Genomic DNA, 18,756 nt, shown 5'->3' on the forward strand with positions numbered 1-18,756 from the left:
CGTCGGGCGGAACGGTAACAGGGACGTGCGCGTTCGGGCTGCGAAGCTTCGCCGCAAGGTGATGTGCAAACCATCTGAAACACATGCATAAGGGTCGCATGAAAAAATTCGCTCTCGCTGTCGCGCCCGTTATCGCCCTTCTCGCCACCGCCCCGGCCGCGATGGCAGAGAAGATATCTCTCCAGAACATCTCGAACTATCTGAACAGCCTGACGACTCTGCAATCGGAATTCACGCAGGTGAACCCCGACGGCACGATTTCGGCGGGTACGGTCTATATCCAGCGTCCGAACCGTGTGCGCTTCGAATACAAGAATTCGCGCCAGCTTGTCCTTGCCTCGGGCGGGCAGGTCGCTGTCTTTGACGCGAAATCAAATCAGGGTCCGCAGGTTTATCCGCTGAGCAAGACGCCCCTGTCGCTGATCCTGGCGCAGAACGTCAATCTTGGTCGCAAGGGGATGGTCACCGGTCATTCCGAGCGGAAGAACACCACCGTCGTGAAGGCCCAGGACCCGGCCCATCCTGAATACGGCAATATCGAGATGGTCTTCACCTCGCCTACGGAACTGCGTCAGTGGGTCGTCACCGACGATACCGGCAAGAAAACCACCGTGATCCTTGGTGAGGCGCGCAAGGGCGTGAAGTTCAATCCGTCCGCTTTCGCGATCGACAACGAAATCAACCGGCGCAAGTAATCCAGCCGGACGCGTTTTTGCGGGGTCGCTCAGGCGGCCCCGTTTTCCGTTATACGACCCGATGGATTGTAGTCACCGCGAAAGACGCGCAGCTACGTCACGATCACCGGCAGGTGCTGAGCTGAGAATGATACATCTGCGCCCGCGCCTGGACGTTGTTCGACACCGTCATCAGCCAGCCCTTTGATCGGTATGACCCGCGCGCGAAGCCGGACCTGCCTTCATGATAGGCAAGATACTGCGCGCGGGCATCCCATTTGGAAATGCCAAGCCGCTTGGATGATCCGTCCATGTACCAACCCATGAAATCCGTCGCATCCCGGATGTCATCGCGACGTGCGCGGCGGTTCCCGGTTTCCTTCTGGTATTCTTCCCAGGTCCCGTCCAGTGCCTGACTGTAGCCATAGGCAGAGCTTTGACGCCCGATCGGAATGATCCCGAGTGCGTATTGATGCGGAGTCCGCGCGTCGCCGATAAACTTGGATTCCTGATGAATGGCCGCCATCTGGACCGCGACAGGGACGCCCCAGCGGCGCTCGGTGCGAACCATGGCGCGGTAATATGCCGGACGCTCGCGGATGATCTCGCAAGCGCTTTCCAGATTGCGCGGCGCGGAATAGTTGCCGCCGCCACATGATGCGACCAGCATCAGGACTGCCAGCTTCAGAAACCTGTTCATGTCACTGCCTCTTGTTCTTTTGCCGCGTATATTAGGCGATTAGCTCCGCGGATGAAACCGTCTCACGTTGTGCCTGAAAAACCGTCAATATTCGGAACCCTCGCGTTTGTTGGCAATTGAGTGAAGGGCACTGACTTTTCATCCCCCGCACAACGCGTCATGTTTGCGGAAAGTCGCCGATTTTGAGGGGGGCGTATGTACTACAACGAAATGTTCGACGGAGAGAAGGTCCGCGAAGCGTATACCAGCCTGTCAGACTGGGTCGATCACATGCCGTCAGAGATCCGGCAGATGAAGCAGGCCGAGGCCGAGGCGCTGTTCCGGCGCATAGGCATCACGTTCGCAGTTTACGGCGAAGGCGGTGATCCGGACCGGCTGATCCCGTTCGACATGATGCCGCGCGTCTTCACGCAGCGCGAATGGCTGCGGCTGGAGCGTGGGATCAAGCAGCGCGCGAAGGCGTTGAACGCGTTCCTGCGCGATGTCTATGGCCGCGGGGAAATCGTGCGCGCCGGACGCATCCCTGCACGTCTGGTTTATCAGAACGAGGCCTATGAGAAGGCAGTCGTGGGTTTCGTGCCGCCGCGCGGGGTTTATTCGCATATCATCGGCATCGACCTTGTGCGCACTGGCCGGGACGAATTCTTCGTGCTTGAAGACAATTGCCGCACGCCGTCGGGTGTCAGCTATATGCTGGAGAACCGCGAGATCATGATGCGTATGTTCCCGGACCTGTTCCGTGGCAACCGGATCGAGCCTGTGGATGGTTATCCCGATCTGCTTCGCCGCACGCTGGAATCGGTCGCCCCCGCCAAATGTCAGGGCCGCCCGCGTGTCGTCATTCTGACCCCCGGCCACTTCAACAGCGCCTATTACGAACACAGTTTCCTTGCCAATCTGATGGGGGTGGAACTGGTCGAAGGGGCTGACCTGTTCGTGGAGGGCGAATTCGTCTATATGCGCACGACTGAGGGGCCGAAGCGCGTCGACGTGATCTATCGTCGCCTCGATGACGCCTTCATCGACCCGCTATGCTTCCGTCGCGATTCGATGCTTGGCGTTCCCGGACTGATGGATGTCTATCGCTCGGGCGGTGTGTCGATCTGCTCGGCACCCGGCGCGGGCGTTGCCGACGACAAGGCGATCTATACCTTCGTGCCAGAGATGGTCCGCTTCTATCTGGGTGAAGAGCCTATTCTGAAGAACGTCGATACCTGGACGCTGTGGAAGCAGGACGACTACAAATACGTCATGGACAATCTCGCCGATCTGGTCGTGAAAGAGGTTCACGGATCGGGCGGGTACGGGATGCTGGTCGGCCCGCGTTCGACAAAGAAACAGATCGAGGAATTCCGGAAGCTGATTGAAAAGAACCCGTCGAACTACATCGCTCAGCCGACGCTGTCGCTTTCGACCTGCCCGACCTTTGTGGATGAGGGCATCGCCCCGCGCCATGTGGATCTCAGGCCTTTCTGTCTGTGCGGCGAAAGGATCGAACTCGTTCCCGGCGGGCTGACCCGTGTCGCCCTGAAAGAGGGCAGCCTTGTCGTCAACTCGTCGCAAGGCGGGGGTGTCAAGGACACTTGGGTTCTGTCGGAATAAGGGGAATGACCATGCTCAGCCGCACCGCATCCAACCTGTTCTGGCTTGGCCGCCATATGGAACGCGCCGAAACTGCCTCTCGTCTGTTCGAGGTAGGGGCACGGATCACGCTGCTTCCCAACACGGCGCAGGGGTATCAGAACGAATGGGAATCCCTGCTGCGCGCGACCGGCGCTTCGGATCAGTATGCCCGCGATTACGGCGATCTCACCGAGGAGAACATGGAGAAATTCATGATCTTCGATCGCGAGAACCCGTCATCCGTATCGAGCTGCATCCATAATGCCCGCGAATCTGCCCGTATCGTGCGCACTGCGCTGACCAGCAGGGTCTGGGACGCGCTGAATGTATCGTGGCAGGAAATGCGCGCCATGCAGCCAGGGCAGGAAGATGCTGCCGATCTGGCCGATTTCGTGGCCCGCCACGCAGCGACCGTTCACGGTGCCATCGACGGCACGCAATTGCGAAATGACGGCTTCCACTTCATGAAGCTCGGCTATGCGCTGGAGCGCGCTGATTCGACCGCGCGTGTCCTTGATGTGAAATATTTCGTCCTGCTGCCACGGGTCGAATTCATCGGGTCCGGTCTCGACAGCTATCAGTGGCAGGTGATCCTGCGCGCACTGTCCGCGCATCGGTCCTTCCATTGGGCTTATGGTGACGATGTCAGCGCCAGCCGCGTCGCGCATTTCCTGATCCTGAATGGCGAGGCCCCGCGCTCGCTGATTACATCCGTCCACGAGGCGCTGTGGCATCTGGAAGCGCTTCTGCGCCGCTATGGCGGCGACGTGCCCCATACTGCCCGCGACCGCGCGCAGGCACTGGCAGACCGCATGAACGCAATGGATATCGACGAAATCTTCGAAGAGGGCCTGCACGAATTCCTGACCGATTTCATCCGCGAGATCGGCCAGATCGCAGGCTTTGTTCAGGACGACTATTTCCACGGAAGGGGCTGAGAATGCGGCTCAAGATAACCCATCATACCGTCTATAACTATGCGAACCCCGTCCGTTTCGGGGTGCAGAGCCTGCGGACCACGCCTTCTGTGTTTCAGGGACAGAAAGTGCTCGACTGGAAGATCGACATCGAGGGCGCGGAATGCGGGCCGGGCTTCCGCGACGGGGCAGGCGACTGGGTCCAGCTCTGGACCATTCACGGGCCGATCCAGCAGATTCCGGTGCGCATCGAAGGGCAGGTCGAAACGACGGATCTGGCAGGTGTGCTTCGCGGCCATCGCGAGGTCATCAATCCGCTGGTCTATCTGCAAACCACCGACGCGACCGAGCCCGACGACGCGCTGCGCGATCTTGCGGCTTCCGTGGGGCAGGATCTCGGGAAGCTTGATCTGGCGCACGAGCTTTCGCGCAAGGTTGGCGAGGCGATAAAGTATCAGTCCGGTGTCACAAGCCTGACCACCACCGCGGCAGAGGCGCTGGCAATTGGCGCGGGCGTCTGTCAGGACCATGCGCAGGTTCTGATTACCGTCGCCCGCGAGCGGGGTCTTCCGGCGCGATATGTCTCGGGCTATCTTCACGCCGATGCCGAGGGGAATGTCCACGAGGCGGCGCATGCCTGGGCGGAACTGCATGTCGAAGGTCTGGGCTGGGTCGGATTCGATGCAGCGAACGGCACCTGCCCCAGCGAATATTATGTGCGCACCGGTTCCGGCCTTGATGCGCGCGATGCGGCGCCGGTGCGTGGCGTCACAATCATGGGAGGTGCCGAAAAGCTTGATGTCGCGGTTGCGGTCGAACAGGTGGCACCATAGATTTGGCGATTGACGAACCCCCGAGTGGACAATGACCTATTGCGTTGCGCTGAAACTGAATGCCGGGCTGGTGCTGCTGTCTGATACGCGCACCAATGCCGGCCTCGACAATATCTCGACCTATCGGAAGATGTTCTTCTTCGAGGAACCCGGAGAGCGTGTTATCGCGATGATGACGGCCGGAAGTCTTTCTGTGACCCAGACGACAATCTCGCGCTTGCAGGAAGCGATCGAATCGCCCGAATCGACTGAACGGACGTCGATCATGAAGGCGCAGACGATGCTGGGTGTGGTCGACATCATCGGCGATACTCTGGCCAAGACGCGGCGCGAAATCGCCATGCAATGCTCCGATCTGAAGCAAAGCCAGTCCTCGGCCAGCATTATCGTTGCCGGTCAGCGCGAGGGCGGGGACATGCGGCTGTTCCTGATCTATCCCGAGGGCAATCATATCGAGGCGACCGAGGACACGCCCTATCTGCAGATTGGCGAGCATAAATACGGCAAACCGATCCTTGACCGTGTGGTGACGCCCGCGACCAGCCTTGAGGACGCGCAGAAGGCCGCACTTCTGTCGATGGATTCGACCATGAAGTCGAACCTGTCGGTTGGCATGCCGCTGGATCTGGCCGTGATCGAGGAAGGTGCCTGCCGCGTCAGCGCCAAGCGGCGCATCCTGAAAGGCGATCCGCAGTTTTCTGCCATGTCGGTGGCATGGTCCGAAGCCCTGCGCGAGGCGTTCGTAGAGATGCCGCTTTAGCGCGGTATCTCTGCCAATCCCTTCAGTTCATAGATCAGATCCAGCGCCTCGCGCGGGGTCAGGCTGTCGGGGTGGATGTCATGCAGCCGTGCCTCGGCGGCGCTTTCCTTTGCCTTGGTGGGCGCGGGGGCGGGTGGTGCCGCGCGAAACAGCGGCAGGTCGTCGATGATGGCGGCAGGTTTGGCCGCGCCTTCCCTTTCGCCGGATTCCAGACTGGCAAGGATGTCGCGGGCGCGGGTCACGACCGCATCCGGCAACCCCGCCAGACGGGCGACCTGAACCCCATAGGAACGGTCGGCGGCGCCCTTCTTAACTTCGTGCAGGAAGATTACCTCGCCTTCCCATTCGCGCACGGCGACTGTTGCGTTGTCGACGCCTTCCAGCCGGGCGGCAAGGGCCGTCAATTCGTGGTAATGCGTGGCGAACAGCGCGCGGCAGCGGTTCACGGCCTGCAGATGTTCCATGACCGCCCAAGCGATCGACAACCCGTCCCAGGTCGCTGTGCCGCGCCCGATTTCATCAAGGATCACCAGCGCGCGGTCGTCCGCCTGATTAAGGATTGCGGCGGTTTCGACCATCTCGACCATGAAGGTCGAACGCCCCCGCGCCAGATCGTCAGCGGCACCGACGCGGCTGAACAGCTGGCTGACCAGCCCGATATGGGCACGGCTCGCGGGCACGAAGGATCCGGCCTGAGCGAGAATGGCGATCAGCGCGTTCTGGCGCAGAAATGTCGACTTACCGGCCATGTTCGGCCCGGTCAGAAGCCAGATGGCGGGCGTATCACCGCCGGTCAGCGCGCAATCATTGGCGACGAAGCTTTCGGCCTTGCGCCGCAGGGCGCGTTCGACAACCGGGTGCCGCCCTGCCTCTATCTCGAATGCGCGGCTGTCGTCGACCTGTGGCCGGGTCCAGCCTTCGCCATTGGCCAGATCGGCGAAGGCGGCGTTCAGGTCGATCTCTGCCAGCGCGCGGGCGGCCTGTCCTATGGGGCCTGCGGCGGCAAGAATGGCATCGCGCAGGCGGGCGAAGATGCCGCGTTCGATCTCCAAAGCGCGGTCGCGGGCATTCAGGATGCGCGTTTCCAGCTCTGACAGCGGAACCGTGGTGAAGCGGACCTGATTGGCGGTGGTCTGGCGATGGATGAAGGTTTCCGACAAAGGCGGGGCCATCATCTTCTGCGCGTGGGTTGCCGTCGTTTCGATGAAATAGCCAAGCACGTTGTTATGCTTGATCTTCAGGCTGCTTACGCCCGCAAGGTCAGCATATTCCCCCTGCATCTTCGCAATGACACCCCTGCCTTCGTCACGAAGCTGCCGCGTCTCGTCCAGATCGGCGTCGAAGCCCTGCGCGACGAAACCGCCGTCACGCGCCAGAAGCGGGGGCTCGGCCACCAGCGCATCATCAAGAAGGTCGATCAGGTCATCATGGCCTACCAGATCGCGCGCGGCCTCGGCCAGCACATCCACATTGTCATCGCCCAGCATGGCCGCGACGCTGATCGCCTGCGTCAGTCCGGCGCGGATCGCCGCCAGATCGCGCGGGCCGCCCCGTTCCAGCGCAAGCCGCGACAGCGCGCGGTCCATGTCGGGTACACGTGCAAGTGCCTCGCGCAGATCGGCGGTCAGGCGGGCGTCATCCGCCAGATGGGCCACGGCATCATGGCGGGCGTGGATGGTGGCCAGATCGCGGGAAGGGGCAGAGATTCGGCGTTCCAGCAGCCGCGCGCCCGCCGCTGTGGCCGTCCGGTCGATGGCCGCCAGAAGCGAGCCTTCGCGCCCGCCCGAAAGCGCCTGCGTCAATTCCAGATTGCGCCGGGTCGCCGCGTCGATCTGGACGTTTCCGGCTGCTTCTTCGCGCATCGGCGGGCGGATCAGCGGCAGCTGCGCCTTCTGGGTCAGCTCCAGATAGGCGGCAAGCGCCCCCATCGCGGCCAGCTCGGCACGGCTGAAATTGCCGAAACCGTCCAGCGTTTCCACCTGGAACAGCGCCGCCAGACGGCGGGTCGCGGCAGATGAGTCGAAATTCTGCGGGGGAAGTTCGGTCAGCGCCGCACCTGCTTCCAACACCAGTTCGTCCAGCCCGCTGCCCTCCACCGCCAGAACCTCGCGCGGGGCGATCCGCGCCAGTTCGGGCGCCAGCCGCGCAGACGCACAACCCATCACCCGCAGCGAGCCGGTCGAGATATCGACCCAAGCCAGCGCGCCTTCGTCGCGGACATTGGCGAAGGCCGCCAGAAAGTTGTGCCGCCGCGCTTCCAGCAGCGATTCTTCGGTCAGGGTGCCGGGCGTCACCAGCCGCACAACGTCGCGCGCCACGACGGACTTGCTGCCGCGCTTCTTGGCCTCTGCCGGGTCTTCCATCTGTTCGGCGATAGCAACGCGGAAACCCTTGCGGATCAACGTCAGCAGATAGCTTTCGGCGGCGTGGACGGGCACGCCGCACATGGGGATCGGCTCTCCCGCATGGGTGCCGCGCTTGGTCAGCGCGATGTCCAGGGCGGCTGCGGCGGCGACGGCGTCGTCAAAGAACATCTCGTAGAAATCGCCCATGCGATAGAACAGCAGCGCACCCGGATTGGCCTCGCGAATTGCGAGATACTGGGCCATCATCGGGGTCGGCTGGTCGGTCATGGGCGGCTCCTTAACGGGATGGTTCTAACGCATCACGCGGTGATTGCCAGACCGTGCTGGCTGGGGCAGGCTGGCCCGATCAGGGAGGATGCAGAATGAAATATGCGATTGCGATACTGGCGCTGTCGGCGGGGCCTGCCATGGCCGAATGCCCCGCGCCCGAAGCGATGTATGCCGCCGCCGAGGGCTGGATGGCGGGCGAAAGGCTGGCCGATCCGGGCGTGGCGAACATGCAGGACGCCGCCTGCGCCTATAATTCCTATCTTGAGCGACTGGAGGATGATCTGGGCCGTCCGGTCGGCGTGAAGGTTGGCTTCACCTCGAAACCTGCACAGGAACGCTTTGGCGTCGATGCGCCAGTGGCGGGCGCGCTGTTCCAGCCGATGCTGCTGGAAAACGGCGCAGCTGTCAGCATGAGCGGGTCGCGCACACCGTTTTACGAGGCTGATCTGATCGTGACGGTCGCCGATCCTGCAGCGCTGGCAGCCGCCACCACGCGAGAAGAGGCGGCGGCGGCCCTTGGCAATGTTCAGGCCTTTGTCGAACTGCCCGATATGGCGCTGGCGAAGGGTTTGAAGCCCACCGGCCCGATCATGGCATCTTACGGCGTGATACCGTGGCGCGGTGTGCTGGGCGAATCGGTCGCGATTTCCGATCTGGCCGACCCGGTCGCCGATCTGGGCGCGCTGACTGCGGTGTTGAAAGCCGATGGCGCGGTAGAGGACGAAGCCACCGGCGCGGCGCTGCTGGGGCACCCGCTGGATGTGGTGCTGTGGTTGGTCCGGCAGGGCGGGTTCGATCTGTCCGAGGGCTCGGTCATCTCGCTGGGTTCGCTTGGCGCGCTGCATCCGGCCACGCCGGGGCTGGCAGTGCAGGCGGACTACATGATCGGCGACAAGCCCCTTTCGGTGTCGCTGACGACTGTCGAATGACCGAGGGGCTGAGCCACATCACCTTCATCTGCCGCGATCTGGACCGGATGGAGGAGATCCTGACCCGCGTGCTGCTGGCGAAGAAAATCTATGACAGCGAGGGCGAGGGGTTTTCCCTCTCGCCCGAACGATTCTTCGATATCGGCGGCGTCTGGGTGGCGGTGATGCAGGGCGATCCGCTGCCCGAGCGCAGCTATAACCACGTCGCCTTCAAGATCGCTGATGTGGACTATGATGCGCGGCTGTTGGCTGTTCGCGAATTGGGTCTGGATGTCCGCGAAAGCCGCCCAAGGGTAGAGGGCGAGGGGCGGTCGATCTACTTCCACGACGCGGATAACCACCTGTTCGAATTGCATACCGGGACGCTGGCGGAGCGGTTGAGGCGATATATGGCGATGGTGTAGTCGCGGTCGCCACCCTCTGGCCGCAAGAGAGCGTAATCGTAGCGACAGACGCCATGACCGCACCTGATTGTCTTGGTCCAGTTCGGTGATTCGGCGAGCTCTGCGGCGGCCCATATATACTTGAAGCCCGGCACCTCTTCCAGAAGAAGAGAGACGATCTCTGTTGCGTCCTTTTCCTGTGCGAATGCGGAGGTCGAGGCGCGGAATTGTGCGACAGCGCTACGGGCAACTGCTGACCAGTCAACAAACAGGGACTTCCAGTCAGGATCCAGAAAAAGGCGCGTTAGAATATTACTCTTAGCTGGCTGATCGGTATCGAACCGGCCAAAAAGTGCGTCTGAACTGGGGTTGCTGGCAACGACGTTGAAGACCCGGTCCATCGCATAGGCGGGATGCGGCATGAGTCCCGTCACGAGTTCACAAAGTGACTCGGACGGGGGCACCGTCGATTCTGCTGGCAATTCGCCGGTTCGTCCTGCCAGCCCGTAAAGATAGCGGGTTTCCGTCCGGTCCAATCGAAGCGCCTCGACCAAACGGTTCAGGGTTTCGGTCGAAACGGCAATGTCACGCGCCTGTTCTAACCACGTGTACCACGTGACCGATATGCCTGCCGCGTCAGAGACTTCTTCGCGTCGCAAACCGGGGGTCCGGCGTTTGGAACTGGGCTTTTCCGGGCGCAGCCGTTCACGCGTTCGTCGCAGAAAATCTGCCAGTTCGCGCCTGCGGCTTTCGTCTGAATGCAGGGTGTCAGTCCGGGTACCAGTATCTTCCATTCTCTTTACCCACTCTTCCATATCGCCGATGCCAATGTGAGCAAAGAAGCAAAGGATTGGCCAATGGTTTTTCGTCGCACGGTAATCACCGCCCTTGCAGCCGCCGGTCTCGCCGGTTTGCCGGCAAAGGGCCACTCACAAGGAGACAGAGAAGACATGAATCCGCTCAGTTCAATACGCGCCATCGACTACACGGTCATTTTTGCACGCGACATGCCGGCGATGCGCGACTTCTACCAGAATGTCATGGGCTTCGCGTTGAAGGCCGAACTGGGGCCGCAATGGGTCGAATATGCTATTGGCGGGCAGGTTCTTGCGCTGACCGAACGGGGCATGATGTGGAACGACACTCCACCCGCCGCGGGTCAGCTCTCGGTGCAGCTTGCCTTTCGGGTATCGCCCGTCGAGGTCCAGCACTGCGCCGACGCTCTGCTGGAGCTCGGGGTGGAGATCGCTGACCCCGTTACCGACCAGTCATGGGGCCATCGAACGGTTTTCTTCCGCGACCCAGACGGCAACATTCTAGAGATCTATGCCGAAATATGACATTCCCGAATGAAACGCGGTAATACTCACGCAGGCGGCACGGGTTGACTGCGTAGCTGGCGGTGTCGTCCGCGAAAAAGTGTGGTGGTCGGATCTATTCCTATTCCGAGCCTTTGAGCCGGGCCCCGTCATGGGCTGTGACTGTCAGGTCGATCAGCGTCCCCTCGGGCATGTCACGGTCAAAACTGACTTCGGTGAATTGTTCAGTCCGCCCTATCCGCGGTCCTTCTGTCAGCACCCGGTGGGTGCGCCCGATCTGGCCGTTCAGGTGAGCTTGCAGCGCGGCGTCGCCCGCCGCGCGCAGGCGGGCGGCGCGTTCCTTGATCGCCTTGCCGTTCACCGCAGGCATACGCGCGGCGGGCGTTCCTTTGCGGGCCGAGTAGGGGAAGACGTGCAGGAAGGTCAGGCCGCAATCCTGAACCAGTTTCAACGAGTTTTCGAACATCGCCTCTGTCTCTGTCGGGAAGCCTGCGATGATGTCGGCACCGAAGACGATTTCGGGGCGCAAGCGGCGGGCATCTTCGCAGAAGCGGATGGCGTCATCGCGGAGATGGCGGCGCTTCATGCGCTTCAGGATCATGTCGTCGCCCGCCTGCAGCGACAGGTGCAGATGCGGCATCAGGCGCGGTTCGGTGGCGATGGCCTGCATCAGGTTTTCGTCAGCCTCGATTGAATCGATGCTGGAAATCCGAAGGCGCGGCAGGTCCGGCACCAGCTTCAGGATGCGCATGACCAGATCGCCAAGCCGCGGCGTGCCGGGCAGATCGGCGCCCCATGAGGTCAGGTCGACGCCGGTCAACACGACCTCGTTGAAGCCGCAATCGCGCAGGCGCTTGATCTGGTCCACGACGACGCCCGCCGGGACGGAACGCGAATTGCCGCGACCATAGGGGATGATGCAGAAGGTGCAGCGGTGGTCGCAGCCGTTCTGAACCTGAACATAGGCGCGGTGACGGCCGAAGCCGTCGATCAGGTGACCGGCGGTTTCGCGGACGGACATGATATCGTCCACGATCACACGCTCTGTCCGGCCGATCAGGTCGGGGGTCAAGCTGGCCCATGTCTCGGGCCGCATCTTCTCGCTGTTGCCGAGGACGCGGGTGACTTCGGGCATGGCGGCGAAGGTCTCGGGCTCGGTCTGGGCGGCGCAGCCGGTGACGATGATCGGCGCGTCGGGGTTTTCGCGTGACAGGCGGCGGATGTCCTGACGGGCTTTTCGCACGGCCTCGGCTGTCACGGCGCATGTGTTTACGATCACCGCGCCCTGCAGGCCGGCAGCCTCGGCCATCTCGCGCATCGCCTCTGATTCATAGGCGTTCAGGCGGCAGCCGTGGGTGGAAAAGACAGGCGCGCTCATCCCCGCCAGATCCCGTCAAAGACATGCGCGGTCGGGCCGGTCATCCAGACTCCGTCCTCGCGCCAGTCGATCTGCAACTGCCCGCCCGGCACGTTCACCGTGACCTTGCGCCCGGTCAGCCCGCGCCGCGCAGCCGCTACAGCCGCCGCGCAGGAGCAGGAGCCGGAGGCCAGTGTCGGCCCCGTGCCGCGTTCCCAGATGCGAAGCTTGATTTCGTCGGGGGATAGCACCTGCACCACCTCGACATTCGTGCGCTGCGGATAAAGCGGGTGGTGTTCGTGTTCCGGCCCGAAGCTGCCCAAATCGACCGAATCGGCATCATCGACGAAAAAGGTCATATGCGGGTTGCCCATGCCCGTGGCGACCGGATCGCCGGTGACGGGAAGATGGTCGATATCCACATTTTCAGCCAGCGGAATGGCCTGCCAGTCCAGCACGGGCGCCCCCATATTGACGCGCGTCAGCCCGTCGCCCGCGTCTTCCGCAAACAGGATTGCATGATCGGTGCGCAGACGCAGACGGTCCTTGCCCGTCCCGTCCATCAGGAAGCGGGCGATGCAGCGCGTGGCATTCCCGCAAGCGGCGGACCGGGAGCCGTCACTGTTGAAGAACACGAGACGCGCATCCGCGTCGTCGTCGTGCTCGACGGTGGCGAGCTGATCGAACCCCACCCCGAAGTGCCGGTCCGCAATGGCTGCAATCGTCGCCGCATCCGGCGCGGCCATGCCGTGGCGCAGGTCGATGACGACGAAATCATTGCCAAGCCCGTGCATCTTCATGAACGGCAGGCCGGGGGTGCGGGCGTGTTCCATCCCCGCCATATAGTGCGACCGAAAAGTTTTCGCCAGAAGGCTGTTTTTGTGGTTGACGACTGTTGCCCGCAAAACTAGGAAAGCGCCCTGTGATGGGCCCATAGCTCAGTTGGTAGAGCAACTGACTTTTAATCAGTGGGTCACAGGTTCGAATCCTGTTGGGCTCACCACTTTTTCCATTTTTTCCTTTCCTTTCAGTTGTTTAGTCTGCCGCTTTGTCCAACGACCTGAGTTGTTGGACATTATCAACGGCCAGATGCGACAGCGCATCAGCCGCAAGTTTCACCCGATTTGCAGCTGCGACGTATCGCTTCGCCTCCTGCGTGGTCTTGTGCGCAAGGAACGCCATGATCTGAAATTCGTTCGCTCCACGCTCGGCAAGTCGGGTCGCCCCATACTTGCGTAAGCCGTGAGCGCGGCACTCGTCAGGAAGTCCAGCGGCTTTGCACTGATCCGCAAACCAGTTGCCGAAACTTTCGACCGTATAGCTAAAGAACCGCGCCTGTCCCGGTGGAACCTGACGCAGTTCGGCCCGCAACTCCGGCAGTAAGGCGAGCGGCAACGTCACGTCCTGCCCGGTCTTGATCCGGCGATACCAAATGTCAGTGCCTTTGATATTCTGACGGCCCATCGCGCGGGCATCCTGACGCGCTGCACCAGTGCCGACGATCAGTTCCAGCGCCAGCCGGGCAACGCTGCCGGTGGCGTGGCATTCGCGGAATTGCTGAACCTGTTCTTCCGTCCAAGTATGGAAGCCATCCGATTTGATCTTGCGGCGGTCAATCTGTTCGGTCGGTGATGCGATGTTGAAGCCAAAGCGACGGCGGGCGTAGTCGTAGAGTTCAGACAGTTCTTTATGAAGCCGGTTTGCAGCACTCGGCCCGCCCTTCATATCCATCATCGCCGCAACGTGGTGTGGTTCCAGATCTGCCATGCGAGCCTTGCCGATCTTGGCGCGGATCCAATCCATGCGAAGCCGCTTGTGATAGCGCGTAGACTCACGCAGGTCTTGGAAGCCTCTGCTCGCGAGATAATGGGTTATGACGTGATCGAACGTCCCGCGCGCAGCGGTGGATTGCGGCAGGGCCGGTGTATCGGTGATCGCAGCCTTGTAAGCCTCAATCATCGCGCGCGAGCCCCATGGGCCGGGCAGATAGGTGTCAATCTTGCGGCCCTTGATGGTCTTGCGCAGCCGGATGCGCTTTCCGCCGCGCGGATCGTCTACGATGGTAGCACCGGGGAAGGGATTACGACGCTTCATGTCAGGCCCAACATCTTGTCTATCTCACCGCCACGCGAGGCCGCTGCGCCCGCTTGGATGATGATCTGTGTCCCGTCAGGGCGAACTGCCGTCACCGTCCAAGTCTCGACCTGGGCTTCACGCATCACTTTCGCGTAGCCAGCCAGTTCGGTCTTGGTAATAGTGACGGGGCGATTCCCCATGGATCAGGCCCCCTTCATCCAGTCGGTATCGCGAGCGCGAACATAGGCCTTGATTTCGGCATAGCGGAGCTGACGCTTTTCGCCGCGCAATTCTTCGTTCCAAGGATGTGTGAGAGCCAAGGGATAACCTTGTTCGTCAACACCAGAGAAACGATCGGCCCACATCTCGGCGGCAACGGTCAGCAGGGCCACGGGCGCAAGGCCGCGTGTGCGCATGATGCCGCTATGCTCGGCGCGATCCTTGTCCAGCAATTCAGCGGTAGGTTCTGGCGTTCGGAATTTGACTGTGGTGTTCTTCATCTGGAACACAGCAGTTTTTTGGTTTTCTTGGATCTCGAAATACGGGAAATCGCCGAAATGGGATTCGTCATCCAATTCAGCGCCAAACATTCTGACCAGAACCTGCTCAAGCGTGGTGTCGAATCCGAAAAGATACTCCGACAGATCGCCCTCGCCCTCAACGGTGCGCAGCTTCATATCGCGGTATCGTTCGACAGCCTCGACCATCTTCGCCGGACTGTCAGTCGAAAGCAGCGCAATAGTCATTCGCGCCGCGTCCAACGGTATCATGTTGGGCGCGTTGACGCCTCTTGCACCTGTCGTCAGAAGGCCCGCCTCCTTGAGGCTGCGGGCCACCAGTGTGACGGTCTTTTCGTCAACGCGATAGACGCGCGAGATAAGCGATATGAACGATCCAGACTTCATGCCTTATTGTCTATCACGCATTAAGAGGTATCGCAATCCTTTTGTGTATCGCTCAAATAGTGCCCCGGCCAAACCTCGCGATCCAGCCGGGTGCGATCCGCGTTATGCGGCGCTTGCTGCATTCGGCCAACGGTCCGCCTGCTGCGGTCATGCTCAACTGGCTGGACTCCGAACGCGCGAAGCAGGACGATCAACCAAGCCGACCGGAATTGATTCGGCGGATAATCGAGAACCTAAAGGTCAATTGCAGAGGGAATAGATGACAACATATCTGGTGGGTTACGATCTGAATCGCGAAGGGTCGAATTACAGCGAGAAAAACAAAGCGTTGATCGAGTTAATCAAGGATGAAGCGAACGGATATTGGCACCATTTGGATTCTTCTTGGATTATCAATTCCAGTAAAACTGCAACCCTACTGCGCGACCGCTTCAAGACCGTATTAGATGATGACGACGAGTTGCTAGTGATTAAGGTATCTGCACCGGCAGCGTGGCACGGTTTCAATAAATCGGGTTCGGATTGGCTCGTCAAACATATCGAATAGGCAGGGGCCGCCAGCATCCCGCGTGACGGCCCCTTGGTCCCCTGACGCGGGGTCCGGTGGGCTGTCCCCGGTGTCCGCCGTGACAGCCTGCGCCGCGCCTCCGATAGGATAACAGAGGCCGCGCCTTGACGGGGTTTTCGGCGGACATGTTGCCGGGCACTCAACCGTCTGATCCCAGATGCTTCGCGGGCGAAAGCTAAAGCCGCAGGCGCATCCTTGCCCGATCTCGTCAATCCGCCCAGTCGATGAAGGATTCGGCGTCCTTGATGGTCGCCATATCCAGCCCCGCCGCCTTGGCTTCGGACAGCGCGGAGAGCATGGTCGCGAAGGCCCGCGCCTTGCCGCCGTGATCGAATGCCTGCATCGGCCTCACCACGTCGATTTTTACGGCCTGCCCGAGTTTCTGGGTCGCTTCCTCGGCCACCAGCATCGCCAGCGGTTGCAGCACGATCTGCGCCAGATGCCGTTGCGCCTCGCGGACAAGGGGACCAGTCGTTGCCGGGTTCATCAGGCCGGGCAGGACACCATAGGCCATCAGGATACCGTCTCGGGCAGCTTGCAGCGTCTCGCGGGTCATGGCGCGTTGCAGGTCGGGGCCGATCTGTTCGACACGCTTTTCAAGCTGCGGATTCATCCCCGCCGCGGTTGCCTGCGCCGTTCCCTCGATCACCACAGCCGCGCCTCTGCGCCCGATCAGAGCCTTGCGCATCTCGGCCATATCTTCGCTGCTTGAATCAGGCAGGGGAACGATCACAGAGCCGATCGGCGCATCGCGATACACGTCACGCAGGGCGCATTCCACAGCCGCCAGCAACTCGCCAGACAGGGACGCCCGGTGCAGGGGTGACGATCCGGCCCAAGGTGTCACTGGCGACGATCCGATGCGGATATGCAGGACTTCACCGGCAAGCGCGGTTTCAGCAGCACCGCCGCCGATTTCGCTGATCTGGCAGCGATAGGCGCGGGGTTCGCCGTGCCGGGTCGATATGTCCCAATCGGTGACGGGGATAAGCCTGTCGCGGATCAGGAAAACAGATTCGCCGCGCAGGGCCAGAGAGCGGGCCATCATCGCCAGGGCGCGACGGTCCAGCAGGTCGGTGCCATCCACATCGGCCAGCGTGAAGCCGCTTTCCCAGAGCGACACGCAGCTTTGCACGGTCGCCGTCAACTCGGCCACATTGCCCGATCCGCTGAACCATTCATGCCGGGCCGCGATCAGATCGGTGGTGTAGCCGGTGACGGTTGCGCGGGTTTCATTAAGGGGCAAATCTGCACCTTTATTGCGCCGGAACAGATCCATGAAGCCCATTACACCCTCCACCGATTCAGCGCATAGGCCGGGCCGCGATAGGGCTGCCGGTCCTGATGCGTTTCCCAATTTCGCGCCTCGATCTGCGCCGATCCGTATGCAGGCTTTGTGACCGCCGACAGTTCCATGAGCGCCGCCCGCGTGATCGTGCGCAGGGTGCCGCCCGCGCGCCGCTCGATGCGTTCCCCGCCCTGTTCAACCCGAAAGCCCGGTGACAGGCCCCGGATCAGCCCGCCTGCATTCGCCGCCAGAAAGTCCCGCGCCCATGACGTGCCGTCCGCAATGGTGGCCTCGATCACCAGCGCGTCTTCGCCATCCGTCAGGGTCAGGTTGCCCGCCGCCCGTGAGGCGAGGGGCTTGTTGAAGTCGTGACCGGCCAGCAGGTGAATATCCTCGCCCGCCTCGATCCGATCCGCGAAGGCCCGCGCGGCGATAACCTCGTGCCGCCCCGGTGCAAGTTCGGTTTCCGCGCCATAGGGGAACGTCGCGCGAAGACGGGTTTCCCCGCCCTCGCTACGCAGTTCCAGCGCTCCGAGATTGCCGCCCCAGAGCATTACGCGGCCAGCCCGGTCAGGATGCGGGTTTGCAGACCGCGCGGCACGGTGAAGTCAGCCGTGACCAGACCGGTCAGCACCAATTGCCCGGATGCGGCCTTGGTGTAAGGGTCGCGGATCAGATCGACGCCGCCATAAAGGCCCAGATAGCCGGGTGCGATGCCCTGCACATTCGCGGTCATGATCGCGGATGCGTCGGGGATGACATTGCTGATCGCCGGGGTGCCGACATGCTTGGTCAGGCGGTCCCATTCCGACACAGCGGTGCCAGCAATCAGCGCCTCGTCCAGATCGGCCCAGATCGCCGGATCGAAGGCCAGATTGACCTGCGACGGCGAAGTGATCGCGTTCGCTTCCATGAAGGCGACAACCTCGGCCCGGAACGCGGCCCAGCTTGCGGCAGCGCCAATCGCCGTGCTGGTGATCCCGTAGGTCGCAGCGCCCGGCACGATGCCGAGCGGTTCGGTCCCGCCCGCGCCCGAGATAACGACACGATCCAGTTCCGCGCCGATCACCGCATTCAGGTCACGCCGGATCGCGGCTTCCAGACCTTCGCCCGACTGTTTCAGCGCCTTGCGGGTGATGACCATCTGCGCCCCGCCTGTGTGATCCGGGTTCAGGCTGCGTTCTGCCGTCTCATAGGGATTTGCCGCCCCGACATTCGACAACTCGTCAGTCTGCCAGCCGAAAACCGCGCCGCTGGTGGCCACCGGGAAGGCCAGTTCGCCATGGGTGATATTGATCCGCTCGATCCCGAGTTTCGCGGCAACGCTGTTCGGGAAAATGCGGTCGATCACCGGGCGGATCGCCTTCGGGTTCGGCAGGTCCGCGCCCGACACGGTTTCGCCCGCACGGGTTTCCAGCGCCGCATAGGGAACCGGAATGCCCTGATAGCCGCCTGCGTTGCGCAGCTCGTCCACGACTTCCTTGGTCGCGCCCGACAGCGCCCGGCCCTCGTCCAGAGCAAAGGCGATCTGGCGCAGTTCAAAACGCCCGACCAGTTCGGCATATTCGCGATCCGAACGGGTTTCCAGATCGGCGCCGGCCTCGCGGCGTTCGGTGTCCTCGGCAGTCAGCGCGGCCCGATAGCGGACCTCGTTATTGCGATATTCCGTGTCCATCGTTTCCATGGAACGGGTTTCATCTTCGGTCGGCTTATCCTTGCCAACCAGTTCGGCCAGAGCCTGCCGGATTTCCGACTGACGCTTGGCGATCTTCACAGAGTCCAGCATGT

The 18,756-nt window shown here is 61.8% G+C and carries 20 protein-coding genes and 1 tRNA gene; 10 read left to right on the forward strand and 11 right to left on the reverse strand.

All coding sequences use genetic code 11. From position 1 onward, the window contains the following. The first annotated feature begins 98 nt into the window (after positions 1–98). Positions 99–695, forward strand: a complete 597-nt coding sequence (locus FQV27_RS06330; protein WP_147097026.1) for a LolA family protein — start codon at positions 99–101, stop codon at positions 693–695. A gap of 103 nt (positions 696–798) precedes the next feature. On the opposite strand, the gene FQV27_RS06335 is transcribed toward FQV27_RS06330, so the two are convergent. Beyond that, complete coding sequence (locus tag FQV27_RS06335; RefSeq protein ID WP_147097027.1) at positions 799–1,374, reverse strand: transglycosylase SLT domain-containing protein; 576 nt, start codon at positions 1,372–1,374, stop codon at positions 799–801. A 195-nt stretch (positions 1,375–1,569) separates the two neighbouring features. On the opposite strand from FQV27_RS06335, the gene FQV27_RS06340 reads away from it, so the two are divergent. Genes FQV27_RS06340 through FQV27_RS06355 form a run of 4 tightly spaced genes read left to right on the forward strand, consistent with a single transcriptional unit; the run spans position 1,570 to position 5,507 of the window. Continuing rightward, positions 1,570–2,976 carry a circularly permuted type 2 ATP-grasp protein gene (locus FQV27_RS06340; protein WP_147097028.1) on the forward strand — a complete coding sequence of 469 codons (1,407 nt, stop codon included), beginning with the start codon at positions 1,570–1,572 and terminating at the stop codon, positions 2,974–2,976. A gap of 5 nt (positions 2,977–2,981) precedes the next feature. Beyond that, complete coding sequence (locus tag FQV27_RS06345; RefSeq protein WP_246133017.1) at positions 2,982–3,935, forward strand: alpha-E domain-containing protein; 954 nt, start codon at positions 2,982–2,984, stop codon at positions 3,933–3,935. A gap of 2 nt (positions 3,936–3,937) precedes the next feature. After that, positions 3,938–4,747 (forward strand): transglutaminase family protein, encoded by an 810-nt coding sequence (locus FQV27_RS06350; protein WP_147097029.1) that lies wholly within the window; start codon positions 3,938–3,940, stop codon positions 4,745–4,747. A 31-nt stretch (positions 4,748–4,778) separates the two neighbouring features. After that, on the forward strand, positions 4,779–5,507 hold the full coding sequence (locus FQV27_RS06355; RefSeq protein ID WP_147097030.1) for a proteasome-type protease: 729 nt from the start codon (positions 4,779–4,781) through the stop codon (positions 5,505–5,507). Here FQV27_RS06355 and mutS read toward each other — a convergent pair. Continuing rightward, positions 5,504–8,140 carry a DNA mismatch repair protein MutS gene (gene mutS / locus FQV27_RS06360; protein ID WP_147097031.1) on the reverse strand — a complete coding sequence of 879 codons (2,637 nt, stop codon included), beginning with the start codon at positions 8,138–8,140 and terminating at the stop codon, positions 5,504–5,506. The genes FQV27_RS06355 and mutS overlap by 4 nt on opposite strands. Positions 8,141–8,235: 95 nt before the next feature. Between mutS and FQV27_RS06365 the strand changes: the two genes are divergently transcribed. Continuing rightward, positions 8,236–9,072, forward strand: a complete 837-nt coding sequence (locus FQV27_RS06365) for a hydratase (RefSeq protein WP_147097032.1) — start codon at positions 8,236–8,238, stop codon at positions 9,070–9,072. Continuing rightward, complete coding sequence (gene fosX / locus FQV27_RS06370) at positions 9,069–9,476, forward strand: FosX/FosE/FosI family fosfomycin resistance hydrolase (protein ID WP_147097033.1); 408 nt, start codon at positions 9,069–9,071, stop codon at positions 9,474–9,476. Before FQV27_RS06365 ends, fosX begins: the two co-directional genes overlap by 4 nt. On the opposite strand, the gene FQV27_RS06375 is transcribed toward fosX, so the two are convergent. Continuing rightward, positions 9,389–10,249 carry a helix-turn-helix transcriptional regulator gene (locus FQV27_RS06375; protein ID WP_186827237.1) on the reverse strand — a complete coding sequence of 287 codons (861 nt, stop codon included), beginning with the start codon at positions 10,247–10,249 and terminating at the stop codon, positions 9,389–9,391. The genes fosX and FQV27_RS06375 overlap by 88 nt on opposite strands. A gap of 63 nt (positions 10,250–10,312) precedes the next feature. Between FQV27_RS06375 and FQV27_RS06380 the strand changes: the two genes are divergently transcribed. Next, positions 10,313–10,795 carry a VOC family protein gene (locus tag FQV27_RS06380; protein ID WP_222611671.1) on the forward strand — a complete coding sequence of 161 codons (483 nt, stop codon included), beginning with the start codon at positions 10,313–10,315 and terminating at the stop codon, positions 10,793–10,795. 100 nt (positions 10,796–10,895) lie between these two features. Here FQV27_RS06380 and mtaB read toward each other — a convergent pair whose 3' ends face one another. Beyond that, positions 10,896–12,152 (reverse strand): tRNA (N(6)-L-threonylcarbamoyladenosine(37)-C(2))-methylthiotransferase MtaB, encoded by a 1,257-nt coding sequence (gene mtaB / locus FQV27_RS06385; RefSeq protein WP_147097036.1) that lies wholly within the window; start codon positions 12,150–12,152, stop codon positions 10,896–10,898. Continuing rightward, on the reverse strand, positions 12,149–12,973 hold the full coding sequence (dapF, locus tag FQV27_RS06390) for a diaminopimelate epimerase (RefSeq protein ID WP_377768678.1): 825 nt from the start codon (positions 12,971–12,973) through the stop codon (positions 12,149–12,151). The genes mtaB and dapF overlap by 4 nt, the downstream gene beginning before the upstream one ends. Positions 12,974–13,058: 85 nt before the next feature. On the opposite strand from dapF, the gene FQV27_RS06395 reads away from it, so the two are divergent. After that, positions 13,059–13,134: transfer RNA gene (locus FQV27_RS06395), tRNA-Lys, on the forward strand. 32 nt (positions 13,135–13,166) lie between these two features. Here the strand turns inward: FQV27_RS06395 and FQV27_RS06400 are convergent. From FQV27_RS06400 to FQV27_RS06410, 3 genes are read right to left on the reverse strand one after another with little or no spacing between them, the layout of a single operon-like run. Next, complete coding sequence (locus tag FQV27_RS06400; RefSeq protein WP_147097038.1) at positions 13,167–14,225, reverse strand: tyrosine-type recombinase/integrase; 1,059 nt, start codon at positions 14,223–14,225, stop codon at positions 13,167–13,169. After that, positions 14,222–14,407 (reverse strand): hypothetical protein, encoded by a 186-nt coding sequence (locus FQV27_RS06405; RefSeq protein ID WP_147097039.1) that lies wholly within the window; start codon positions 14,405–14,407, stop codon positions 14,222–14,224. Before FQV27_RS06405 ends, FQV27_RS06400 begins: the two co-directional genes overlap by 4 nt. Before the next feature lie 3 nt (positions 14,408–14,410). Beyond that, a complete protein-coding gene (locus FQV27_RS06410) occupies positions 14,411–15,043 on the reverse strand; it encodes a hypothetical protein (RefSeq protein ID WP_147097040.1) in 633 nt (210 codons plus the stop codon). Between the two features lie 328 nt (positions 15,044–15,371). Between FQV27_RS06410 and FQV27_RS06415 the strand changes: the two genes are divergently transcribed. Further along, positions 15,372–15,659, forward strand: a complete 288-nt coding sequence (locus tag FQV27_RS06415; protein WP_147097041.1) for a SinR family protein — start codon at positions 15,372–15,374, stop codon at positions 15,657–15,659. Between the two features lie 229 nt (positions 15,660–15,888). Here FQV27_RS06415 and FQV27_RS06420 read toward each other — a convergent pair whose 3' ends face one another. Genes FQV27_RS06420 through FQV27_RS06430 form a run of 3 tightly spaced genes read right to left on the reverse strand, consistent with a single transcriptional unit; the run spans position 15,889 to position 18,754 of the window. Further along, positions 15,889–16,968, reverse strand: a complete 1,080-nt coding sequence (locus tag FQV27_RS06420) for a phage portal family protein (RefSeq protein ID WP_147097042.1) — start codon at positions 16,966–16,968, stop codon at positions 15,889–15,891. Further along, a complete protein-coding gene (locus FQV27_RS06425) occupies positions 16,968–17,522 on the reverse strand; it encodes an HK97 family phage prohead protease (protein ID WP_147097043.1) in 555 nt (184 codons plus the stop codon). The genes FQV27_RS06420 and FQV27_RS06425 overlap by 1 nt, the downstream gene beginning before the upstream one ends. Then, positions 17,522–18,754, reverse strand: coding sequence for a phage major capsid protein (locus FQV27_RS06430; RefSeq protein ID WP_147097044.1), 1,233 nt, complete (start codon positions 18,752–18,754; stop codon positions 17,522–17,524). The genes FQV27_RS06425 and FQV27_RS06430 overlap by 1 nt, the downstream gene beginning before the upstream one ends. Between the last annotated feature and the right edge of the window lie 2 nt (positions 18,755–18,756).

Source organism: Paracoccus aurantiacus (assembly GCF_007993065.1).
Classification (GTDB): domain Bacteria; phylum Pseudomonadota; class Alphaproteobacteria; order Rhodobacterales; family Rhodobacteraceae; genus Paracoccus; species Paracoccus aurantiacus.